This is a genomic window from Tissierella simiarum (assembly GCF_018917865.1).
GTDB classification, from domain to species: Bacteria; Bacillota; Clostridia; order Tissierellales; family Tissierellaceae; genus Tissierella_C; species Tissierella_C simiarum.
This window is the reverse complement of sequence record NZ_JAHLPM010000021.1, coordinates 30912-51596: the sequence shown is the minus strand read 5'-3', so window position 1 is coordinate 51596 and position 20685 is coordinate 30912. Positions and strand designations below refer to the sequence as shown.

The window sequence follows — 20685 nt, the reverse complement described above, 5'->3', positions numbered from 1 at the left end:
CGAAAGAAGACTTCAAAAAAAACTAAGATGCATGGCTCCTTTAGAATATCGAAACCATGCATCCAAATGTGCATAATATTTTAATTAAATTATCTGTCTACTTGACAAAGGTCAGTTCAATATCAGTCCTATTTTTATTCTTCGAACATTTCTCTATGGTGTAATCCAACTAGATTTGTTACAGGTACTGTAAATATAATACCTGTACCTGGTTCTTTCAATCGACCAGCTTCAATTATTGCATCGAATATAGGTCTATATTTATCTATTTTGGTTAATATAATTATTATTTCTTTCGATGCCTCTATGTGTATATTTAAAAATTTAATTATCTCACTTTCACCTGTACCTCTACCATAAACTATAGTAGCTCCCGTAGCTCCAGCCATTTTAGCTCTATTTACAATTTTATCTGCCTTTCCCCTTTCAACAATAGCCACTATGCATTTAACCTCAAACATTTTATGTCTCCTTTCTTAAAATTTAGTTAATATCCCTAAAGTCAATACAGAAATCATAGCACCTATAGAAGTAAGACCAACTATACCAAATCCTGATAAAAGCGGATCTGCACTTTCTATTATACTAGCTAATCCTATGGCTAACGCCATATTTAAAGGAATGTTAACCGGTCCAGTAGTAGCACTAGCTGAATCCATAGCTATGGATACAAAAGCTTCTGGTGCAAAAAAAGCTAGTATAATTATAGCTGCTAATAAAGGTACTATTATCTTAATATAGGATATATCCTTTAATATCTTTAATATACCTATACTCATACCTAATCCAAATCCAATAGCCACAGCATGAATAAGTACCTTATGAGGTATTGCACCAACAGATATTTCTTCAACCTCTAAAGCTAAAGCCTTTAATGCTGGTTCCACCAAAGTTCCAAAATATCCAATAACAAAAGCTATAATAACTATAACCCATCTACGTTCTAAAACTACTAAATTTTTACCTACTGAATCACCTAAAGGCAGTAAACTCATAGATACTCCCTTTAAGAAAAAATGTAGACCAAAAACACTAAGTGCAAATCCAATTATAAACTCTTTCACATTGTCTATGGGTTTTTTTAGAATTACTAATTGAAAAAGAGTAAGTACAGCAGTTAGGGGAATAATACTCCTTAAGGTTTCCCACAGGGCGCTTAATCCTTCTAACACTTTCATAACTAGTCCTCTCCTTTATATATATGATGGCGGTTACCCTGCTTAAGATGTGTAACAAGTAGTATATACCCATTATATTGGAAATTAAATAATATAAAGGTTTAATTCCTAATAAAAAGGGTATTTATGGAGTATTGATTATAATATAATCTTATGTAAACTATTTAAAATAGGAGGTTTTTTATGGAAAAAGAAAAATATATTCCTGAAGTTAAAAGTCAACTTAGATCTAGAATAATAGAGGTCCCTCCTGTAATATATAAAGCTAGTGGAATTAAAGTTCTAGGTACAAGAATTAAATCTTTACTTTTTTCAACAGATGTAGCCATCATTAAAAACACTAATGCAAATTCCATAATCGCTGTATATCCATTTACACCTCAATTATCCATAACTCAAGCTATATTAGAAGTAGCTCCAGTTCCCGTATTTGTAGGAGTGGGAGGAGGTCTGACTACTGGCAAAAGATCTATTAATATTGCACTTCAAGCAGAACTTATGGGAGCCTATGGTGTAGTAGTAAACGCTCCTACAGATAATGATGTTATTAAAAAAATGAGGGAAAGAATTGATATCCCTATAATAGCTACAGTAGTATCGGAATGTGATGATTATAAAGGAAAGGTTAAGTCTGGAGCCAGTATATTAAATATTTCCGGTGGTCCAAAAACAGCTTATTTAGTAAAGTTACTAAGAGAAGAGTTCGGAAAAGAATTGCCTATTATTGCTACAGGTGGTCCTACAGAAGAGACTATCTTAGAAACTATAGAAGCTGGAGCAAATGCTATTACCTATACTCCACCTTCTAGTGCAGAAATTTTTGCTAGCGTAATGGATAAGTATAGAAAAGAAAAAGAAAATGAATAAAAAGCTCAAATAAGATGGACATATTTTGCTTGAAATATGTCCATCTTATTTATATATCATCTTTTTTCAGTTGCATATTCTTTCTTAAAAAATTCCTTAGTAAGTTTAATTACAACTCCATTTAAAGCAAAAACTCCTATTAAATTTGGAATAGCCATTAAACCATTTAACGTATCTGCTAAATCCCAAAGTGTTTCAAGTCCCCCTATAGCTCCTATAATAATAAATGGTATCCATATAATTCTATAAATCATGTTAACTTTAGGTCCAAAGATATATTCAGCACAACGCTCCCCATAATATTCCCAGCCTAATATAGTAGAAAATGCAAATAATAGTATTCCTATTGAAACTATATATCCACCCCAATTTCCTGGAAGCCCTTCCTTGAAAGCCATAGTAGTAAGAGCCGCTCCTGTTTCTCCACTCTTCCATACACCGGAAGTTATAATTACTAATGCAGTTATTGAGCAAATAACGATTGTGTCCATAAAAACTTCAAATACTCCCCATAGTCCTTGACGTACTGGATGATCTGTAGTGGCTGCAGCATGAGCTATTGGTGCACTACCAAGACCCGCTTCATTGGTAAATACTCCACGAGCAACACCTTTTGTCATAGCTAGTTTCAAAGTAGACCCTGCAAAACCTCCTACAGCTGCTGTTCCAGTAAATGCACTACTAAATATTAATTTAAATGCTTCTGGAATATTCTTTATATTTAAAATAATAATTACTAGACCACCTAATATATAGAATGCAGCCATAAATGGTACTAATTTTTCTGTTACAGTCCCTATTCTTTTAATACCACCTACGATAACTATGGCTGCAAATACTGCTAAAATTATTCCTACAAGAAATTTATTAAGGCCAAATGTAGCTTCAAGGGAAGCAGCAATAGAATTTGATTGAACCATATTTCCTATACCAAATGCTGCCATCGCTCCAAATACTGCAAATATATATGCAAGCCATTTCTTCTTTAGCCCATTTGTAATATAATACATTGGACCTCCCACAAATCTTCCATCAGGAGTCTTTTCTCTATATTGTATAGCAAGTACTACTTCTGCGAATTTAGTAGTCATACCAAATAGTGCAGCAATCCACATCCAAAATATAGCACCTGGTCCTCCAACGGCTATAGCTGTAGCAACACCAGCAATATTTCCTGTACCTACAGTAGCCGCCAGTGCTGTAGCAACTGCTTGAAATGCTGTTACCTCCCCTTCACCTTTTTCTTCTTTAGAAAACATCTTCAATAAAGTGTTTTTAAGAATGTAACCAAGTTTTGTTATTGAGAAAAAATTAGTACGAAAAGTTAAATAAATACCTGTGCCCACTAATAGTACAAGCATAGGTGGTCCCCATACAAAAGAATGAATAATGCCATTGATTTTTAATAAAGTTTCCATAGAGCGTCTCCTTTCTATATTGACCATACTTGTATATCTGCCAGATAAATGATACTACTTTATTAAAAATCATAGTAATGAAAACGTTTTTTAGTAGTAAATAAATATCCAGCAGCCTATACTTTAATTTAAGTAATCAAAGTATATACTGCTGGTTTCACCAAACTTCAAAAAACTTCAAAAAAACCAATTATATTTTCTGAATATTTCTAATTGTTTTTATTTTCACAATGCATTGCAAGTCCAGTTAGAAATTTCTTTATATTTATTGATCCTCTTATCATAGATTTCTGTCTTATATAGTCCATTTCCTTTTTTACTTGTTCAAAATTAAACAAGGTGTTAGAATACTCAACGAAGGTTTCATTCATATAGTCTTCAATACCTAGACTGGCTAAATTACCTAAAGCTATATTAACAGTTCTCCTTATTCTTTGTTCCATAGATTTAGGATTCTCTGTAAATTGACTACATATCTCTCTAATGGTTATATCATTGATATTTATCTTATTTTCAACCACAAACTTAACAACTTTAACAATATCCTTACTTCCTTTTTCGCCTATAACCCCTAATTTTAATAAGGCAGCATTGATAGTTTGCTCACAATAAGTTGTAGATAAATCATTTTGATTTAAAGGAGGAATATCGTTAAATATTTGTTGAAGTTTCATCATTTTATTTTCTAATTCTATTTTATCTTTTAATCTTTTAATAATAGTTTCTACTTCCAAGGCATTTATTGGCTTATAAATATAGTATTCAACTCCATACCTATATGCCTTTTCTACCATTTGTTTAGAAGATACTTGGGATATCATTATAAACTGGGTTTTTAGACCAATTTCCTTTAATTCTTTGACTATAGAAAGTCCATCTTTATCAGACATAAGCATATCTATAAGTACCAAGTCTGGCTCTGTAGCCAAAATTTCTTCTAATCCTTCTTTACCTTCACTAGCATCTCCAATTACTATTCCTAGATTTCTATCAAAAATTATCTTTTTAAGAATTCTAATTATACTAAGATCATCATCTAATATGAAAATCTTCATCTATTATACCCTCCAATTCACCCATTGGAATGGATATTTCAAAGGTAGTACCTTTGTTTTTCTCTGAATAAACATAGACATCTCCTTTTAGATTATCACTTACTATATTTTGTATTAAACTAAGACCCAATCCTCTATTTACTTGGCCAGTTATATAATCTATTTTTGTAGAATACCCTGGCGAAAATATATGAATTAAGTCTTCACCTTCAATTCCACAACCATTGTCTGTAACTATAAAAATATGGTTTTGTTCTTCTATGTAGTGAATAAATTTAATTGTTCCACGACTTTCTATGGCATCTATTGAGTTCATAATCATATTCCTTAATATAGACATTAAAAAATAATGTTTTTCAGTATAGAAATCTTTACCTAATTTATATTCTATAACTATGTCCTTATTATGGTACTTAACTTCTCTACTCATACTTTCTTTTAAAATAATCATCAACTCGTGAAAATGCATACCTTTATTGTCTAATCTATTTTCAATTATTTCTTCTATGCCCCTAACCACTAAGCCATACTCTTTCTTTATCTCATGGACATCCTTTGATATTTCTAAGGCTCTGTTAGTCCAACTCCCTTCTTCCTCCTTGTTATTTATCTTTAAAAATAGTTCATAGGCATTAGACATAACCTTTTCAATATGATCCATGTTTTTTTCCATCCAATAAATCTCTGTTTTTAATCTTGAAGTTAACCATAATAATCTTTTATATCTTTCTTCATGTTCTTCTTTGATGATAAAAAGTTTATAATACTTATATACAAGAATTACAGCCCATGTTATACCTGCCCTAGCCACAGCTACTAATATAAGAGTTTCTATAATTAAGTAATCTTTGGTAAAAAGATCTACTCCTATTCTAATATATACTTCTAGCATGTTCCCTAGGAAATCGCTTGCCATAGCTACTAAAAACATCCTATTTATAGTAATATCTTTAATCTTCTTAGATCCTATATAAAATAAGATTCCATAAAATATATAAAAGATAGCTTCTGGTAGAAACAAAGTAAATATTTGCCCACCTATACCATTTATTATTACATGAAAAAATACTCTAAATAAAAATAAAGATACTCCTGATGCTAGTCCAAAAAACATAGGATTAATATCATTATAAAAATATAGAAACAAGGGAAATGCTACACCTGCCAATGAAAATTTGAAATTAGATATATAAAAATTAATATAAAATTGAGAAGCCAATCCTACTATAAGAGATCCAAATAAGGCCTTCTTATAACTTTTCATCTCATCACCTAAACCTTTTAAAATAGAATATAACATGCAATTTTATTATATCATTTATGATTAAGGATGTGAAATTAATATTACAATTAAGATGTATTTAAAAATCTAATTCGACTTATTTTTTGTCCTCAAAAATTCCCACTTAGTTTCACTAGTTATTACGGAAGTAAGTATAGCTAAGCAGCCAATTAAAAATCTAGCAGTAAAAGGCTCTTTCAGAAATATTAAGGAAAATATACTTCCGAAGACGGCTTCAAAACTTAATATAATTGCCGTATGAGTAGATGAAGTATATTTTTGTGCTACATTTTGAATTAAAAAAGCTAATAAAGTACTAAAAACCGCTAAATACAGGATAGGAAATACTGTATTTTTTTGAATAATAGCCATCTTAGGTTCAAATAATAAAGCAAATATTAAAGATAAAACACCTGCGGTAGCTATTTGAATTACGGATAGAGCCACTGGATCTTTATCTTTAGCGAAATATCCTACAGAGGATATGTGAAAAGCAAAAAATACAGCACATATTAAAGTAAGTAAATCTCCATACCCTATAGTTAAATCCTTTTCAATACTGAGTATTCCAATACCAATTAAACATAAAAAAGCCCCAGCCATATCATAATTATCTGGTCTTTTCTTACTAATTATCCAATAAATAAAGGGCACCATGACTACGTTAGTAGCAGTAATAAATGCTTGTTTACCTGCCGTTGTATATTTTAGACCAACAGTTTGAGTAGCAAATCCTCCAAAGAGGAATACCCCTACAAGTATACCTGCCTTTATATCCTCCATGGTAATTTTCTTTAGGTTTTTAAAAAATACTATTCCCATCAATAATGCCGCTATTATAAATCTAAAAGCTAACATGTGATATGGAGTTATACGATCCAAAGTACTTTTAGTAACTACAAATCCACTTCCCCAAATAATAGCTACTATAAACAAAGATAAATCTGCATATAAGCTTTTTTTATTGCCCATAATTTCCTCCCTAAGTTCTTTTGTATATATTATAATATAAAGATGCAATGTTGAACAATGGAGAAAACTTAAATAACTTGCCTTTCATAATAACTGACACCAAATCTTCAAGCTTTAATATACTAATAGTAATACTTTAAATAAAGGTGATACTATGTATAGAAATTTAGTTGTTGGAAAAAATTCTTTAGTTCCAATAGTAGACGGTATTATGGCACCCTATATAAACTTTGATAATGCCGCAACTACTCCTCCTTTTTATTCTGTATTAGAAGAAGTAAATAATTTTTCTTCTACTTACTCTTCTGTTCACAGAGGAACAGGTTATAAATCCATACTATCTTCTAAGATTTACGATGAAGGAAGAGAAGTAATTTTAGATTTTATAAAAGGAGACAGAGATTACCATACAGTCGTTTTCCTAAAAAATACTACAGAATGTATAAATAAACTATCTTATAGACTTAAAGATACTCTAGGAGATAAAATAGTCCTTTCTACATATATGGAGCATCATTCAAACTTATTACCTTGGAGATATAAATATAATATGGATTATGTAGAAGTGGACAGCAGAGGGAGATTATCTATAGAAGACTTAGAATATAAATTAAAAAAACACAAAGGAAAAGTAGGTTTGGTAACTGTAACTGGGGCTTCCAACGTAACAGGTTATTTAAATCCTATCTACGACATAGCCAAATTGGCACATAAATATGGAGCTAAAATCTTAGTAGATGGAGCACAATTAATACCTCATCATGCCTTTGATATTAAACCTAAAAACAGTGATGAACATATTGACTATATAGCATTCTCTGGCCATAAGATGTATGCTCCCTTTGGTGTGGGAGTATTAGTAGCTCCAAAAGAAACCTTTAAAGATGGATTTTCAGAACAAACTGGCGGTGGAACAGTAAAATTAGTAACCCTTAATGATGTTATTTGGGAAGATCCTCCCTTAAAGGAGGAAGCAGGAACTCCTAATTTAATGGGAGTAGTGGCTTTAGTCACTAGTATTAAAACTTTATTATCATTGAATATAAAAAAAGTTGAAGAATATGAAAAAGGATTAACTAAATTCACTCTTGAAAGAATGAGGTCAATACCTAATATTATCCTATATGATGATATTGATGTAGACCAAAAAGTATCAATCATCTCCTTTAATATAGAAGGTATGCTCCATGAAACTGTAGCTAAAGTTCTAGCTATGGAAGGTGGAATAGCAGTAAGAAATGGGTGTTTCTGTGCCCAACCTTATATTCAAAAACTTCTTAATATATCTTCATCGGAAATGGAAAAATATAAAAAAGATGAAAACTTACCTAGACCTGGAATGGTAAGAATAAGTTTTGGACTTTATAATGACCATGATGAGATAAATGTTCTTATTAGTTTGTTAAATGAAATAGGCAAAAATATAGAATATTATAATTCTAAGTATAGAAACCTTCCTTTCTACTAAAAATAGTAGAAAGGAGGTTTTTTAATGAATAAAAAAATGAATATACTTATGTTTAGTGCTGATTATGATAAAGCATTAGCTGCCCTTGTCATGGCTAATGCTGCTAGGGAAATAAATGTAGATGTTACATTATTTTTTGCTTTTTGGGGTCTTCTTCTAGTAAGAGAACCAAATAAAATGTCAGAAGAAGATAAAACTGCTTATGAAAAAATGTTTGCCAATATGACTCCAAGAACTATAGAAGATCTACCTTTATCAAAAATGAACTTTGCAGGAATCGGTAAAAAAATGCTTGTTGAAATGATGGAAGAAAGTGATACTCCTCCTTTAAGTGCTTTTCTAAAGGGAGCTATCAATAAAGGTGTATCTCTTCAAGCTTGCAAATTATCTTGTGAGGTAATGGGATTTAAAGAAGAAGAACTTTTGAATGAAGTTAAAATTGTTACAGCAGAAGAATATATTGTAGACGCTTTAGAATCAAATATCCAATTATTCATTTAAAACCTGATAGGAATATTTCCTATCGGGTTTCTTTCTTCTTTTATTTAAAGTTATAATAATATATACTAAAAATAGAAGTTATGTTTTATATAACTATATTTTAAAATATATTGGTATTTAGAAAGGGTAATTACATTGATTGGAATAAGCCATTTAGAAACAGAAAAAATACTTTTAGTAGATGATGAAAAAGATATATTGGATCTACTAGAAACCACCTTAATTAAAGAAGGATTTAAAGAAATATATAAATCCTTATCTGGATATGAAAGCATTGAACTATGCAAAAAAATAGATCCAGATATAATCGTTCTAGATATTATGCTTCCCGATATTGATGGATTTCAGGTATGTCAATCTCTAAGAAAAATTACGCTGTGTCCAATATTGTTTTTATCTGCAAAAAATGATGATATAGATAAATTATTGGGTTTAAGTTTAGGGGGAGATGATTATATTACTAAACCTTTTAGCCCCAAAGAAGTAGCCTATAGAATAAAAGCACAACTTAGGCGAAAAGCATACTTAAACACTATAGAAAATAATATAATTGAATTTGGTCAAATAGCTATAAATGAAGGAAAAAAAGAAGTATTAAAAAACGGACAAGTTTTATCTTTAACGGCAAAAGAATATCAGCTTTTATTGTATTTAGCAAAATATCCAAACCATATATTAAGTAAAAAAACTCTATATGAAGCTATATGGGAAGAACCCTACTTCGGTGATGACAATACTATTATGGTCCATATAAGAAAGATAAGAGAAAAGATTGAAGATATCCCTAGCTCTCCTAAGTATTTATTAACCATAAAAGGACTTGGATATAAATTAAATACCAAGGAGGTATAGGTAGATGAACTGGAAAATAACTTTACGTTTTATTATAACTATAACCATTGTAAATATGATAGTTCTTTTGTTAGTTTTCTCTTCTATAAGTTATTATTTATATGGAGAGTCTTTATTTTCTAGAAATACCAGTGACATTAATGAAATCTACTCAACCCCCGCAGGAGCAGAAAAATTCGCTTCAGATTTCTTCCAATTCATAGAATTTAAAGACAATGATCCTTATGTATCTGAAGAAGGAATTGAAATATTAAAAAAGTATAATGGTTGGATACAAATATTGGATAATAATGGAGATGAGGTGTACAATAACCTTAAACCTGATAATGCTCCCATACATTATTCCCCTGTGGAAATCGTACATGCTTATAAATACAATGGAGTTATAGGAGATTCCAGTATTTTTATAGGTATGATTAAAAATAATGATTTAAAATATAGTTATATCATAGGACTCCCATATAATTTGGTAGCAAGATATGTCGTATATTTTAACTTTTCTAATATATTTAAATCATATAAACAAGGAATATTTGTAACGTTATTTAGCACTTTACTTGTAACTATTTCAATAAGTTATTTATTTGGTCGAAAGCTTACCAATCCATTATCTAAAATAATTGACGGTATCAAAATTTTAGCTGATGGAGATTACAATGTTTACTATCCTGAAAAAGGTGTCTATAAAGATATTTATTCTAACTTAAACAATCTTAGTATTAAATTAAAAGAAAGTAAAATAGAAAAAGAGAATCTAAATAAAATACGAGAAAATTGGATAGAAAATTTTTGCCATGATGTAAAAACTCCTCTCTCATCTATTAAGGGTTATGGAGAAATATTATTAGATGATATCTATATCTCTTCTAATGAAGAAAAGGATAATTATTTGAAAATAATATTAGAAAAAACAGATTATATTGAGAACTTATTAAATGACTTAAAATTAACTTATAAACTGCAAAATAGTCTAATTCCTTTAAATAAGCAAAAAATTAATTTAAATGATTTTATGGTAGAAATTATTGTTAATATCTTAAATCATCCACTATATGAAAATAGAAAAGTTAATTTCTCACATAAAGAAAATCCTATTTTTATCGACTTAGATACTCATCTTTTTTCAAGAGCAATAAACAATTTAGTCTATAACGCACTAATACACAATACTAAGGATACCGTTATTAATATATCTATCTCTAATGAAAATGGAATTTGTATTTTAATTGAGGACAATGGTACAGGCATGTCTAAAGAAAAACTTGCCCATCCATTTGATAGAAATTATAATGATAAATCTTTAAAAGAAAATAAAAAAGGTTCTGGACGAGGCATGATTATATCCAAAGAAATTATCGAAGCCCATGGAGGTAATATCCAGGTTACTAGTCAGCTAGGAAAAGGAACCAAAATAACTATAGCCTTATAAATGAAATAAGGCTTCTTTTTTTGTATAAATTTAAGGATTAATTAAGGATGGCTAAAAATATAGTTAAGGTCAGAATGATAAAGTTTAATTAACAAGAAACTAAGAAGGAGGTTTTAAAGTGACTGAATATGTTATAGAAACAAAAGACTTGACGAAAGAATTTAGCAATTTTACTGCTGTAAATAAAGTTAATTTGAAAGTAGAAAAAGGAGAGATTTATGGATTCTTAGGACCTAATGGTGCTGGAAAATCTACTACTATAAGAATGCTTTTAGGACTTATAAAACCTACTAAAGGAAAATCTTATTTATTTGGTAAGTCTATCGAAAGTCATTCTATAAATTTACTTAGAAAGGTAGGTTCTATGGTAGAATCTCCGTCCTATTATGGCAATTTAACTGCTAAAGAAAATTTAGAGATAACTAGAAAAATACTAGATGCAGATAAAAAAGAGATAGATAAAGTATTAAAAATTGTAGATCTAACAAAATGGAAAAATGAAAAGGTTAAAAAGTTTTCTTTAGGAATGAAACAAAGACTTGGAATAGCTCAAGCACTATTAGGAGATAAGGAATTATTAATATTAGACGAACCCACAAATGGCTTAGATCCTTCTGGAATACATGAAATAAGAGATTTAATAATTAGTCTTCCAGGAATGTTGGGAGTAACTGTACTAATATCCAGTCATATTCTAAGCGAAGTAGAGTTAATGGCTACACAAGTAGGAATTATTAATAAAGGAGAACTGCTCTTTGAAGGCTCCCTTAAAGAACTTAAAAATAAAAATCAGTCTGAAATATGTCTAGGAGTTTCTCCTATGGTAGAGGCAGAAAAATATTTATTAGATAAAAATTATGAGGTAGATAAAAAGAATGGCAGATTATTCTTAAAAAAAGGAGTATTAAACCCTGGATTGCTGAATAAAGAATTAGTCTTTGAAGGCTTTGAAGTTTCACATATTAGTGAAGAAAATAAAAGTTTAGAGAATATCTTCTTAGAGTTAACAGGAGGAATAAAGTAATGAAAGTTTTTCTATCCAGTATTAAAAACGAATTTCTCAAACAAAAAAGAGGATTTACATGGATCATTGTTTTATTACTTTCCTTAGGTACCAGCTTCTTAGCTTTTGTAGATGTTTATTTAAGATATGATTATCTTACAAAAAAGCAAAATCTTTTAAATACTTGGGAGATATTGTTATTAGAAAATCATTTATCAGCTCTTTGGTTTATTACTTTTCCATTGGCTGTTACAACAATATGTTCACTATTATATTATGTAGATTATAAAGACGGAGGACTTAAATATACATTAACTCTGCCTATTAGCAAGAATAAATTATATTTTTCTAAATGGGTTACCGTAGTAATATTTAGTATCTTTATGATTATATTAAATATTTCGGGGCTAATACTTGCAGGTAAAATATTAAATTTTCCTGATTCCTTAGATATATATCTATTTTTAAAATATGGTATATATCAGTTCATTTCTCTTTTAGGAGTAATTAGTTTACAACTTTGGTTAAGCTCTCGAACTAACAACATTATAGTTTCATTAGCCCAAGGTTTTGTGGGAATTATTGCATCTTTATTTTTAGCTCAGTCTCAATTTATTGCAAAACTTATTCCCTATGCCCACATCCTTTATTCCATACCCCTAAAGGGAGAAAATAATTCCATAGCAATACAAGGCGGTATAACCTTTGGACTCTTATTCCTTTTTATTGGTATGGTTCACTTTAAAAGAAAAGATATTTTAGACTAAAGGAGAAAATATTATGAGAAAAATGTTACAAATAGAAATGTTAAAATTAAAGCATTCAAAGGTTTTATGGATTGCCGCTTTGGCTCCTGCATTTATAGTTTTTCAAGGAGCTTCTAACTTTTTAAGATACTATGACTTATTTACAGGAAAAGGTCAAAATATATGGAACCAAATATATACGCAAAGTGTTATTTTTTATTCCTTCCTATTGTTACCTATATTGATTACTTTAATTATGTCTCTTATGGGAAAAGTAGAAAATGATAATGGAGGATGGAAATACGCTTTAACTCTTCCTATTAAACGAAAAGATATGTATATAAGTAAATTTATCTTAGGTAGCTGTATAGTTTTCATAAACATACTTGTTTTTATAGTAAGTATATTAATAGCCGGAAAGATGGTGAAAGCTCCAGATCCTATTCCCTATGGTATGATTATTGGTCAGCCTCTTCTATCTTATATAGTATCTTTTCCTATTATGATAATAATTTATATTATAAGTATAAACTTCTCCCATGTAGGAGTACCCTTAGGTTTAGGAATAGGTCTTACTCTTCCTACACTTCTTGTGGCCAATACTAAATATTGGATAGTTTATCCTTGGACCTATCCTGCAATGGCTACTTCTGGAGGAGGATTATTTGAACAAAATATGCTTATTTATCCCTTTAGCATAATATTGTTTGTTGCGGCTTTTGCAATTGGTCTATATAAATTTACAACTAAAGATATACTTTCTTAAATAATACAGTTCTTTTGTTCTAGAATTTTTAGACAAAAGAACTGTATTATTATGGTATACTTAGTTTAAATACTATATATTGGCTTAAACTAAAGGAGGAGTACTATGGAAGATAAAACTATATCTATATCTAAAGAAAACTTACCTTTGTTAAAAGAAATAAAAGCTTTAAGAGAAGTAATTTGGTTTAATGAAAATTATACAAACTTTATTAATGTAGAAGATTCTCTTCCCTTATCCCATAAGGATGTGTTAAATGCAGAAGAAAGATTAATAAGATTTGCTCCATACATTGAAAAAATCTTCCCAGAAGTAAAAAATGGAATCATTGAATCTCCCATATCTAAAATTGACAATATGAAAAAACGAATGGAAAAAGACTATGAAAAAAATATATATGGTAATTTAATTGTTAAAAGAGATGATTTGCTTCCTATAGCAGGATCTATTAAGGCTAGAGGTGGTATATACGAAGTCTTGAAACATGCTGAAACTTTAGCTATAGAGAACAATATGCTTATGTCAGAAGATGATTATTCCATATTAGCAGAGAATAGATTTAAGGAGTTTTTTTCAAACTATACTATTCAAGTTGGTAGTACTGGTAACTTAGGATTAAGTATAGGAATAATGAGTGCGAAAATAGGTTTTAAAGTAAAAGTCCATATGTCTTCCGATGCTAAACAATGGAAAAAAGAACTTTTAAAATCTAAAGGTGTTGAAGTAATAGAATATGCTTCAGACTATTCTAAAGCTGTTCTTGAAGGAAGAAAATTATCTGATAACGACTCTAATAGCTATTTTATAGATGATGAAAATTCTAAAGATTTATTCTTAGGTTATGCTGTAGCAGGTAGTAGAACAAGAAAACAATTAGATGAAATGAATATAATAGTGGATGATAAACATCCTTTATTTGTCTATCTTCCTTGTGGTGTAGGTGGAGGACCTGGTGGTGTAGCTTATGGATTAAAGTTAATGTATGGAGATAATGTACACTGTTTCTTTGCAGAACCTACCCATTCTCCTGCTATGCTTTTAGGACTAATGACAGGATTACATGATGGTATTTCTGTTGAAGATATTGGTTTAGACAATAGAACAGAAGCTGATGGACTAGCTGTAGGCAGACCTTCTTCCTTTGTAGGTAAAATAATGGATAAAATATTAAGTGGTGCTTTTACTATAGATGATAATAGATTATATAGATTTTTAACTTCCTTAGCTCAAGAAGAAAATATATACTTAGAACCTTCTGCTTTAGCAGGTTTTTTAGGACCAATTCTTACTTCTGATAAATATGGTAAAGATTATCTAAACAATGCTACACATATGTGCTGGGCTACTGGAGGAAGTTTAGTTCCAAAAAATATTATGAAGGGCTATTATGCCAAAGGAGAGCTTCTTATTAAAAGAAGGGCTAAATAGCCCTTCTAAAATTCTCTTTTTAAATAGATTTGTTTTGAAATTTGCAGAGATATAATATATAGTACAACTCCTAATCCCAATAATATTAATATAACAGATTTTAAATCCATACCAATAATATAACTAAATAGCTCTGTTCCTTCTATCTTTTTCCCTAGTTTTCCAATTACACCGGGAATTATTATCATAATCATATAAAAGACTTGATTAAAGGTTCTTAATCCATCATCACTTTTATAATAAAAAGGTAAATATATTGAATAAAAAATTAAAGATAGTGCTAAAACAAATAAAAAATCAAATAGACTGGCAGGATTCCCTACTTTACCACTAAAACTTCCTATTAATTTAAAAATTTGAGTAGGTATAATAATAAACATTCCACCTAGAATTATATATATAATCATGCTTACATATTTTGCTTTTACTATATCTATTCTATTTATAGGAAAGCTATTTAATATAATGTCTGATTTAGCTCTACCTTCAAAACCACTAGTATAAATAGCAACTATATAAATTGATAATGACATGCCTACTATATACATGGTCTTAGACCTATATACATCATTTATCATTAATCCGGTAAATCCTATAATTATTCCATAAAGTAAAGCAAATATATTCATTTTAGTAGTAAGCCTTAAATCTTTCATAACAAGATTTTTCATATTATCACCTCTCTTATGCCAAATCTTTAGTTTCATAAAGTTTTATAGATAAAATAATTGATAAAACAAATACTCCTAAAGCTATGAAAATAGGATTTATTCCTTTAAAAATACTTAATATTGGACCAGTTCCCACATTTACAATACTGTTTATATTAATACTTAATATATTAAATAATAGAATGTATATAAATATATTAAATATTTGAGCTATTTTAGGAGATAGTCTAAAGTAAGCAGGTATAGTAATACTTAAACTTACCATGACTAAAGGTAAAGCAATTTTTATCATAGATACATTAAAATAATCCACATTCTTAAATCCAATTAAGTTAATTATCCACATATAAACCCCAACATACACAACTGCAAATATAAAATATATAAATATGGATAAATATTTATATATAACTATATCTCTCCTCTTAATAGGTAAAGATTGAAACATTAAGTGGGTCTTATATGTTATATCATAAGAAAAAGGTATTATAGTTAACATATGAGTATAAGTGACCAATATAACCAAGTATAGATGTGGCATACTTTTAGTATCTATCATAAAAAGAAAAAAGGGAACATATAGAACTAGAAAGAATATATTCTGTTTGTTGGAAAACATTAAATTTAAATCTCTTTTTATTAAACCCAACATTATAATTACCCCCTTACAGTGTAAACCATAATATCTTCTAAAGATGCTTTCTCTATTAACACTTGACTACCAAATAATTCTTTTATTTTTTGTCCATTTTCCACTAATCCTTCAAATCCTACTCCTGTTTCTCTTATGCCTATAAATTCCTTTCTTGTATCAGCATCAAGTAAATTAGTCCCACCTTTTACCACTGAATAATTTTCTAAAATATCATCCTTTGGCTTTGAAAACACTATTTTCCCTTTGTTTATAAAGGTAATATAATCTGCAATCTTTTCTAAATCCGTAGTTATATGAGTAGAGAAAAATATACTTTTATTTTCATCTTGAATAACATTATATAAAATATCTAATATTTCTCTTCTAAAAACCGGATCCAACCCAGAAGTTGGCTCATCCATAATTATTAAATCCGCATTATGAGATAAAGCTAAGGCTAAAGAAAACTTCATTTTCATACCTTTGGATAGTTTCTTTATTTTCATCTTAGGATTTAAATCAAAATCCTTTAAATATTTATTAAACAATGTATCGTCCCATCCTTTGTAAAAAGATGCTACTATACTTTTCATCTGTCCTATAGTTAAATCTTCATAAAAATAAGATTCGTCGTATACAAAGCCTATTCTGTTTTTTATTTCCTTTTCAAATTGAATATGGTCTTTACCAAAGACCTTTACCTCTCCACCATCTTTTTTAAGAAGATTCATTATAAGTTTTATAGTAGTACTTTTTCCTGCACCATTAGGTCCAATAAATCCCATAATATATCCAGGCTCTAATTTAAAAGAGACTTTATCCAGCTTAAAACTTTCAAACTTTTTAGTTAAATCCTTTACTTCTAGAATATAATCCATAACTATACCTCCTCAAACAAAATCTTAAGCATTTGATTTATTTCTTTGTAACTTAATCCCATAGTCTTACTTTCTTCAACTATTTCTAATAATTTTTCTTCTATAATTTTTAATTTTTTCTCCTTAATTAATTCCTTATTTTGCATAGCTACAAAGGAACCTTTCCCCTGCATAGTTTCTATAAATCCTTCTTTTTCTAATTCCTCATAAGCTCTTTTAGTAGTGATTACAGATATTTGAAGATCTTTAGCTAGCCCCCTAATGGAAGGTAGCATCTCTCCCTCTTGTAATTCTCCCTTTATTATCATGCCCTTTATTTGGTTAGAAATTTGTTCATATATAGGCTCATTAGAAGAATTGGATACTATTATTCTCATATATATCCTCCTAAACAATAATGTATATAGTGTTAATTAAGTATATACTGTATATATGTCATATATACAGTATATACTTAATTAATTTTCTTGTCAATATGTTTTTGGTAAACCATCCTATAATTTTTAGTTGACAATTAGCAAGAATTTGCTTAATATTATAATGTAAACATATTTTATTATTTTAGTTGACAATCGGGAGGTAGTATAATGAAAATATCTACAAAGGAAATGACTTTAGTAGCCTTATTTACAGGATTAACTGCTATAGGTGCGTTCGTAAATATCCCTTTAGGTGAAGTACCTATTACTCTACAAACATTGTTTGTTATTTTATCTGGTCTTATTCTAGGTCCTAAGCTAGGTGCTTTTTCTCAGATAGTTTACATAACTCTGGGTTTAATAGGTGTTCCTATATTGGCGGGTCTTACTGGAGGACCTCAAACAATTCTGAAACCTAGTTTCGGATTTTTAATTGGATTTATATTTGCTTCTTATATAGTAGGTAAGATATGTAATATAGAAAAAGGAATAGATAATAAAAGAATTTGGCTGGCTGTTTTTATAGGAACTATAGTAATCTATCTATTTGGGCTGCCTTATATGTATCTTATATTAAATAAATTAATGGGAAAAAATCTTCCCTTGTCGATTATTATAAAAACTGGATGTATTCTTTTCTTACCTGGAGATATCCTAAAGGCTTTAATCTCCTCTATAGTAGCTATAAAGACACTGCCCATATTAGATAAGTCAAAAGTATACAGAAATATAGAATAAAAAGGAGTCTTAAGATTATATATAATCTTAAGACTCCTTAGATTGTAGACAACCTATTAACAATAGCAGAGCTCCCCAAACATAAGCAAGTATATAAGTTCTTGTTAAATCAAAACTATATAGTAAGATAACATGCTTTATTATATATAAATCAAAGGATAATATAAATAGTAGATAAGCCAACATATCAATATAAAGAAATCTTATCTCTGTAATATGTAATTTATAATCTATATATTTTAATTCTTTTATTTTTAATAGATTTTTGTATACTTTAAAATATATCCCCAATAGTGTAATTATAGTTAGCCAAATTATTAATATATTCATTAGTACTCCTCCATCTATATTCTGAGACAGTTTTATTACAAAAATTTTATTTTATCCCTAATATATATAGAGTATAAATAGAGAAGAAAAGTTCCAGTTATTTTAAATTTTTTTAATTTTAATATAAAAAATTAAATTATTATTTAGATCTAATTTTTATAATTATTAAAAATTATGAAATTAACGAACTAGAGTATATAATAGTATATGATAGATTTTAAGGAGGGGAGTTTATGCTTACTATTAGCTGTGAAGAAATGAAATCTATGGATAGCTATGCTATAAAGAACATTGGCATCCCTAGTATAGTTTTAATGGAAAATGCTGCATTAAAGGTAATTAAAAATATTGATTTACATAATATAAATAGTTTTACCATTATATGTGGTATAGGAAATAATGGAGGAGACGGTTTAGCTATAGCTCGCCATCTTATATTAGAAGAAAAATATGTAGATTTATTTATAATAGGAAATTTAGATAAGGCAACAGAAGATTTTAATATAAACTTAAACATACTCAAAAATATGGGAATGAAGTTTACTCATATAACAGGAGAAAAAGATTTAACTATATTAAAGGAATCCCTAAAAAGAAATGATTCAACTATAGATTCTATCTTTGGTATCGGACTTACTAGGAATATTGAAGATTTATATAAAGAAGTCATTTCTTTAATTAACAGCAAGTCCAAAAACATTCTCTCTATTGATATCCCTTCAGGATTAGATGGAGATACTGGGAAGGTCCTTGGCATCTCAGTTAAAGCAAATAAGACAGTAACTTTCCATCTTATGAAAAAAGGACTTTTAGATAAAGAAGAATACACTGGAGAAATAATAGTTGAACCTATTGGGATACCTAAAAAAGCTACAGATACTATATTAAAAAGGATGGAATAATTCCATCCTTTAAACATATCCTTCTACTCCTCTAACAGATACTTCTCCAGAAAATATATTTTCTACAATCCCATTTTCAAACATTACAACTAATTTACCTTCTTCATTTATATCTAAAGCTTTGCCCGTTTTTATTTCCTCACCTTTTATTATGCTAACTTCTTTATTTATTAAAGCAGAATTTTCCCTACATATTTCTATAGCTTTAGAAATATCATCACTATTTTTAAAAGGTATATAAAATTCTTCAAATCTATTCAATATATTTGCCAGTAATTTTTTTCTATTTATTTCTCTTTTTTCAGCAATCTTTAATGAAGTAGCTTTATCTATTAAATTCTTTGGAAAATCTTCTTCTTGAAGATTAACATTGATTCCAATACCCATTACAACATAGTTAATCATATTCAACTCACAGTTCATCTCCGTAAGAATACCACAAATCTTTTTTCCATTTATAACTACGTCATTAGGCCATTTTATTTGGGATTTAATTCCTATATCTTCTAAGGCTTTGTTAACTGCTGCTGCCCCTATTAAAGTTATTTTAGCCACCTTAATAGGATCTGCTTCAGGTTTTAGAATTATACTCATCCAAATTCCTCTACCTTTTGATGATACCCAATCCCTCCCTAATCTTCCTTTACCTGTAGTTTGATCTTCTGCTATAACTACTGTTCCTTCTAATTCTTTCAAAGCTATCTCTTTTGCTTTTATATTGGTTGAAGATATTGTGTTGAAATAGTAAATATTTCTTCCAATGAAACTAGTATTCAAGTCGTTTTCTACTTCTTCATAAGTTAATATATCTGGTTCTGAAATTATTCTATATCCTTTTCTGGACACTGATTCTATTTCATAACCTTCCTCCTTTAAGGTATTTATATATTTCCAAATAGCTGAACGAGTCACCCCAAACTCTTCAGATATTTTCTCTCCTGATAAAAATTCCTCTTTATTATTTTTTAACAACTTTAAAATTTTATTTTTCATATCATCACCTGTCCATAAGTAATTTTAATATATTCTATCACAATTATTAAATATTATCTCCTTTTCACATACATATAAGTATATAATATTTATAAAGCCTATTTTATTAAGTTTTATATTAATATACTTTTACTACAGCCTATTGGAGATAATAT

The 20685-nt window shown here is 28.9% G+C and carries 23 protein-coding genes; 11 read left to right on the top strand and 12 right to left on the bottom strand.

Annotated features, from left to right (window positions below):
• Positions 1-134: 134 nt before the first annotated feature.
• Positions 135-461 (bottom strand): P-II family nitrogen regulator, encoded by a 327-nt coding sequence (locus KQI42_RS18235; protein ID WP_216521848.1) that lies wholly within the window; start codon positions 459-461, stop codon positions 135-137.
• A gap of 15 nt (positions 462-476) precedes the next feature.
• On the bottom strand, positions 477-1178 hold the full coding sequence (locus KQI42_RS18230) for a DUF1538 domain-containing protein (RefSeq protein ID WP_216521846.1): 702 nt from the start codon (positions 1176-1178) through the stop codon (positions 477-479).
• Between the two features lie 183 nt (positions 1179-1361).
• On the opposite strand from KQI42_RS18230, the gene KQI42_RS18225 reads away from it, so the two are divergent.
• A complete protein-coding gene (locus KQI42_RS18225; protein WP_216521845.1) occupies positions 1362-2045 on the top strand; it encodes a hydrolase in 684 nt (227 codons plus the stop codon).
• 56 nt (positions 2046-2101) lie between these two features.
• On the opposite strand, the gene KQI42_RS18220 is transcribed toward KQI42_RS18225, so the two are convergent.
• The 4 genes from KQI42_RS18220 to KQI42_RS18205 all read right to left on the bottom strand — a co-directional run bounded on the left by KQI42_RS18220 (position 2102) and on the right by KQI42_RS18205 (position 6772).
• The gene (locus KQI42_RS18220) at positions 2102-3463 is read right to left on the bottom strand and encodes an alanine/glycine:cation symporter family protein (protein ID WP_216521844.1); all 1362 of its coding nucleotides are present in this window, start codon (positions 3461-3463) and stop codon (positions 2102-2104) included.
• 209 nt (positions 3464-3672) lie between these two features.
• Positions 3673-4518 carry a response regulator gene (locus KQI42_RS18215; RefSeq protein WP_216521843.1) on the bottom strand — a complete coding sequence of 282 codons (846 nt, stop codon included), beginning with the start codon at positions 4516-4518 and terminating at the stop codon, positions 3673-3675.
• Positions 4496-5818 (bottom strand): ATP-binding protein, encoded by a 1323-nt coding sequence (locus KQI42_RS18210; protein ID WP_216521842.1) that lies wholly within the window; start codon positions 5816-5818, stop codon positions 4496-4498. Before KQI42_RS18210 ends, KQI42_RS18215 begins: the two co-directional genes overlap by 23 nt.
• 69 nt (positions 5819-5887) lie before the next feature.
• Entirely contained in the window at positions 5888-6772 is an 885-nt protein-coding gene (locus tag KQI42_RS18205; protein WP_216521840.1) for a DMT family transporter, read from the bottom strand.
• A 154-nt stretch (positions 6773-6926) separates the two neighbouring features.
• Between KQI42_RS18205 and KQI42_RS18200 the strand changes: the two genes are divergently transcribed.
• The 8 genes from KQI42_RS18200 to dsdA all read left to right on the top strand — a co-directional run bounded on the left by KQI42_RS18200 (position 6927) and on the right by dsdA (position 14965).
• The gene (locus KQI42_RS18200) at positions 6927-8240 is read left to right on the top strand and encodes an aminotransferase class V-fold PLP-dependent enzyme (RefSeq protein WP_216521838.1); all 1314 of its coding nucleotides are present in this window, start codon (positions 6927-6929) and stop codon (positions 8238-8240) included.
• A 24-nt stretch (positions 8241-8264) separates the two neighbouring features.
• Complete coding sequence (locus KQI42_RS18195; protein ID WP_216521836.1) at positions 8265-8741, top strand: DsrE/DsrF/DrsH-like family protein; 477 nt, start codon at positions 8265-8267, stop codon at positions 8739-8741.
• Positions 8742-8876: 135 nt separating this feature from the next.
• Positions 8877-9593 (top strand): response regulator transcription factor, encoded by a 717-nt coding sequence (locus tag KQI42_RS18190; protein WP_246566733.1) that lies wholly within the window; start codon positions 8877-8879, stop codon positions 9591-9593.
• 4 nt (positions 9594-9597) lie between these two features.
• Positions 9598-11022, top strand: a complete 1425-nt coding sequence (locus tag KQI42_RS18185; RefSeq protein WP_216521834.1) for a HAMP domain-containing sensor histidine kinase — start codon at positions 9598-9600, stop codon at positions 11020-11022.
• Between the two features lie 118 nt (positions 11023-11140).
• Positions 11141-12046: an ABC transporter ATP-binding protein gene (locus KQI42_RS18180; RefSeq protein ID WP_216521833.1), complete on the top strand. Its 906-nt coding sequence runs from the start codon at positions 11141-11143 to the stop codon at positions 12044-12046.
• On the top strand, positions 12046-12792 hold the full coding sequence (locus KQI42_RS18175) for an ABC transporter permease (protein WP_216521832.1): 747 nt from the start codon (positions 12046-12048) through the stop codon (positions 12790-12792). Before KQI42_RS18180 ends, KQI42_RS18175 begins: the two co-directional genes overlap by 1 nt.
• Positions 12793-12805: 13 nt before the next feature.
• Positions 12806-13537: an ABC transporter permease gene (locus KQI42_RS18170; protein WP_216521831.1), complete on the top strand. Its 732-nt coding sequence runs from the start codon at positions 12806-12808 to the stop codon at positions 13535-13537.
• 105 nt (positions 13538-13642) lie between these two features.
• Positions 13643-14965 (top strand): D-serine ammonia-lyase, encoded by a 1323-nt coding sequence (gene dsdA, locus KQI42_RS18165; protein ID WP_216521830.1) that lies wholly within the window; start codon positions 13643-13645, stop codon positions 14963-14965.
• Positions 14966-14970: 5 nt separating this feature from the next.
• Here the strand turns inward: dsdA and KQI42_RS18160 are convergent, their stop codons facing one another.
• From KQI42_RS18160 to KQI42_RS18145, 4 genes are read right to left on the bottom strand one after another with little or no spacing between them, the layout of a single operon-like run.
• Positions 14971-15636: an ABC-2 transporter permease gene (locus KQI42_RS18160; protein ID WP_216521828.1), complete on the bottom strand. Its 666-nt coding sequence runs from the start codon at positions 15634-15636 to the stop codon at positions 14971-14973.
• Between the two features lie 13 nt (positions 15637-15649).
• The gene (locus tag KQI42_RS18155) at positions 15650-16288 is read right to left on the bottom strand and encodes an ABC-2 transporter permease (protein WP_216521826.1); all 639 of its coding nucleotides are present in this window, start codon (positions 16286-16288) and stop codon (positions 15650-15652) included.
• Positions 16289-16293: 5 nt separating this feature from the next.
• Complete coding sequence (locus KQI42_RS18150; RefSeq protein WP_216521824.1) at positions 16294-17148, bottom strand: ABC transporter ATP-binding protein; 855 nt, start codon at positions 17146-17148, stop codon at positions 16294-16296.
• A 2-nt stretch (positions 17149-17150) separates the two neighbouring features.
• A complete protein-coding gene (locus KQI42_RS18145) occupies positions 17151-17525 on the bottom strand; it encodes a GntR family transcriptional regulator (RefSeq protein ID WP_216521822.1) in 375 nt (124 codons plus the stop codon).
• Between the two features lie 210 nt (positions 17526-17735).
• Between KQI42_RS18145 and KQI42_RS18140 the strand changes: the two genes are divergently transcribed.
• Positions 17736-18305, top strand: coding sequence for a biotin transporter BioY (locus KQI42_RS18140; RefSeq protein WP_216521820.1), 570 nt, complete (start codon positions 17736-17738; stop codon positions 18303-18305).
• Positions 18306-18332: 27 nt separating this feature from the next.
• Here KQI42_RS18140 and KQI42_RS18135 read toward each other — a convergent pair whose 3' ends face one another.
• A complete protein-coding gene (locus KQI42_RS18135) occupies positions 18333-18635 on the bottom strand; it encodes a hypothetical protein (RefSeq protein WP_216521819.1) in 303 nt (100 codons plus the stop codon).
• A gap of 233 nt (positions 18636-18868) precedes the next feature.
• Between KQI42_RS18135 and KQI42_RS18130 the strand changes: the two genes are divergently transcribed.
• Positions 18869-19537, top strand: coding sequence for an NAD(P)H-hydrate epimerase (locus KQI42_RS18130; RefSeq protein WP_216521818.1), 669 nt, complete (start codon positions 18869-18871; stop codon positions 19535-19537).
• Between the two features lie 9 nt (positions 19538-19546).
• On the opposite strand, the gene KQI42_RS18125 is transcribed toward KQI42_RS18130, so the two are convergent.
• Entirely contained in the window at positions 19547-20530 is a 984-nt protein-coding gene (locus KQI42_RS18125) for a biotin--[acetyl-CoA-carboxylase] ligase (protein ID WP_216521817.1), read from the bottom strand.
• Positions 20531-20685 lie beyond the last annotated feature (155 nt).

What these genes read in the sequence shown, in the direction of transcription:
- KQI42_RS18185 (WP_216521834.1), top strand. Translation starts at nt 9,598, where the DNA reads ATGAACTGGAAAATAACTTTACGTTTTATTATAACTATAACCATTGTA.
- KQI42_RS18170 (WP_216521831.1), top strand. Translation starts at nt 12,806, where the DNA reads ATGAGAAAAATGTTACAAATAGAAATGTTAAAATTAAAGCATTCAAAG.
- KQI42_RS18225 (WP_216521845.1), top strand. Translation starts at nt 1,362, where the DNA reads ATGGAAAAAGAAAAATATATTCCTGAAGTTAAAAGTCAACTTAGATCT.
- KQI42_RS18220 (WP_216521844.1), bottom strand. Translation starts at nt 3,463, where the DNA reads ATGGAAACTTTATTAAAAATCAATGGCATTATTCATTCTTTTGTATGG.
- KQI42_RS18135 (WP_216521819.1), bottom strand. Translation starts at nt 18,635, where the DNA reads ATGAATATATTAATAATTTGGCTAACTATAATTACACTATTGGGGATA.
- dsdA (WP_216521830.1), top strand. Translation starts at nt 13,643, where the DNA reads ATGGAAGATAAAACTATATCTATATCTAAAGAAAACTTACCTTTGTTA.
- KQI42_RS18210 (WP_216521842.1), bottom strand. Translation starts at nt 5,818, where the DNA reads ATGTTATATTCTATTTTAAAAGGTTTAGGTGATGAGATGAAAAGTTAT.
- KQI42_RS18215 (WP_216521843.1), bottom strand. Translation starts at nt 4,518, where the DNA reads ATGAAGATTTTCATATTAGATGATGATCTTAGTATAATTAGAATTCTT.
- KQI42_RS18160 (WP_216521828.1), bottom strand. Translation starts at nt 15,636, where the DNA reads ATGAAAAATCTTGTTATGAAAGATTTAAGGCTTACTACTAAAATGAAT.
- KQI42_RS18145 (WP_216521822.1), bottom strand. Translation starts at nt 17,525, where the DNA reads ATGAGAATAATAGTATCCAATTCTTCTAATGAGCCTATATATGAACAA.
- KQI42_RS18200 (WP_216521838.1), top strand. Translation starts at nt 6,927, where the DNA reads ATGTATAGAAATTTAGTTGTTGGAAAAAATTCTTTAGTTCCAATAGTA.
- KQI42_RS18205 (WP_216521840.1), bottom strand. Translation starts at nt 6,772, where the DNA reads ATGGGCAATAAAAAAAGCTTATATGCAGATTTATCTTTGTTTATAGTA.
- KQI42_RS18125 (WP_216521817.1), bottom strand. Translation starts at nt 20,530, where the DNA reads ATGAAAAATAAAATTTTAAAGTTGTTAAAAAATAATAAAGAGGAATTT.
- KQI42_RS18195 (WP_216521836.1), top strand. Translation starts at nt 8,265, where the DNA reads ATGAATAAAAAAATGAATATACTTATGTTTAGTGCTGATTATGATAAA.
- KQI42_RS18155 (WP_216521826.1), bottom strand. Translation starts at nt 16,288, where the DNA reads ATGTTGGGTTTAATAAAAAGAGATTTAAATTTAATGTTTTCCAACAAA.
- KQI42_RS18130 (WP_216521818.1), top strand. Translation starts at nt 18,869, where the DNA reads ATGCTTACTATTAGCTGTGAAGAAATGAAATCTATGGATAGCTATGCT.
- KQI42_RS18150 (WP_216521824.1), bottom strand. Translation starts at nt 17,148, where the DNA reads ATGGATTATATTCTAGAAGTAAAGGATTTAACTAAAAAGTTTGAAAGT.
- KQI42_RS18230 (WP_216521846.1), bottom strand. Translation starts at nt 1,178, where the DNA reads ATGAAAGTGTTAGAAGGATTAAGCGCCCTGTGGGAAACCTTAAGGAGT.
- KQI42_RS18140 (WP_216521820.1), top strand. Translation starts at nt 17,736, where the DNA reads ATGAAAATATCTACAAAGGAAATGACTTTAGTAGCCTTATTTACAGGA.
- KQI42_RS18175 (WP_216521832.1), top strand. Translation starts at nt 12,046, where the DNA reads ATGAAAGTTTTTCTATCCAGTATTAAAAACGAATTTCTCAAACAAAAA.
- KQI42_RS18235 (WP_216521848.1), bottom strand. Translation starts at nt 461, where the DNA reads ATGTTTGAGGTTAAATGCATAGTGGCTATTGTTGAAAGGGGAAAGGCA.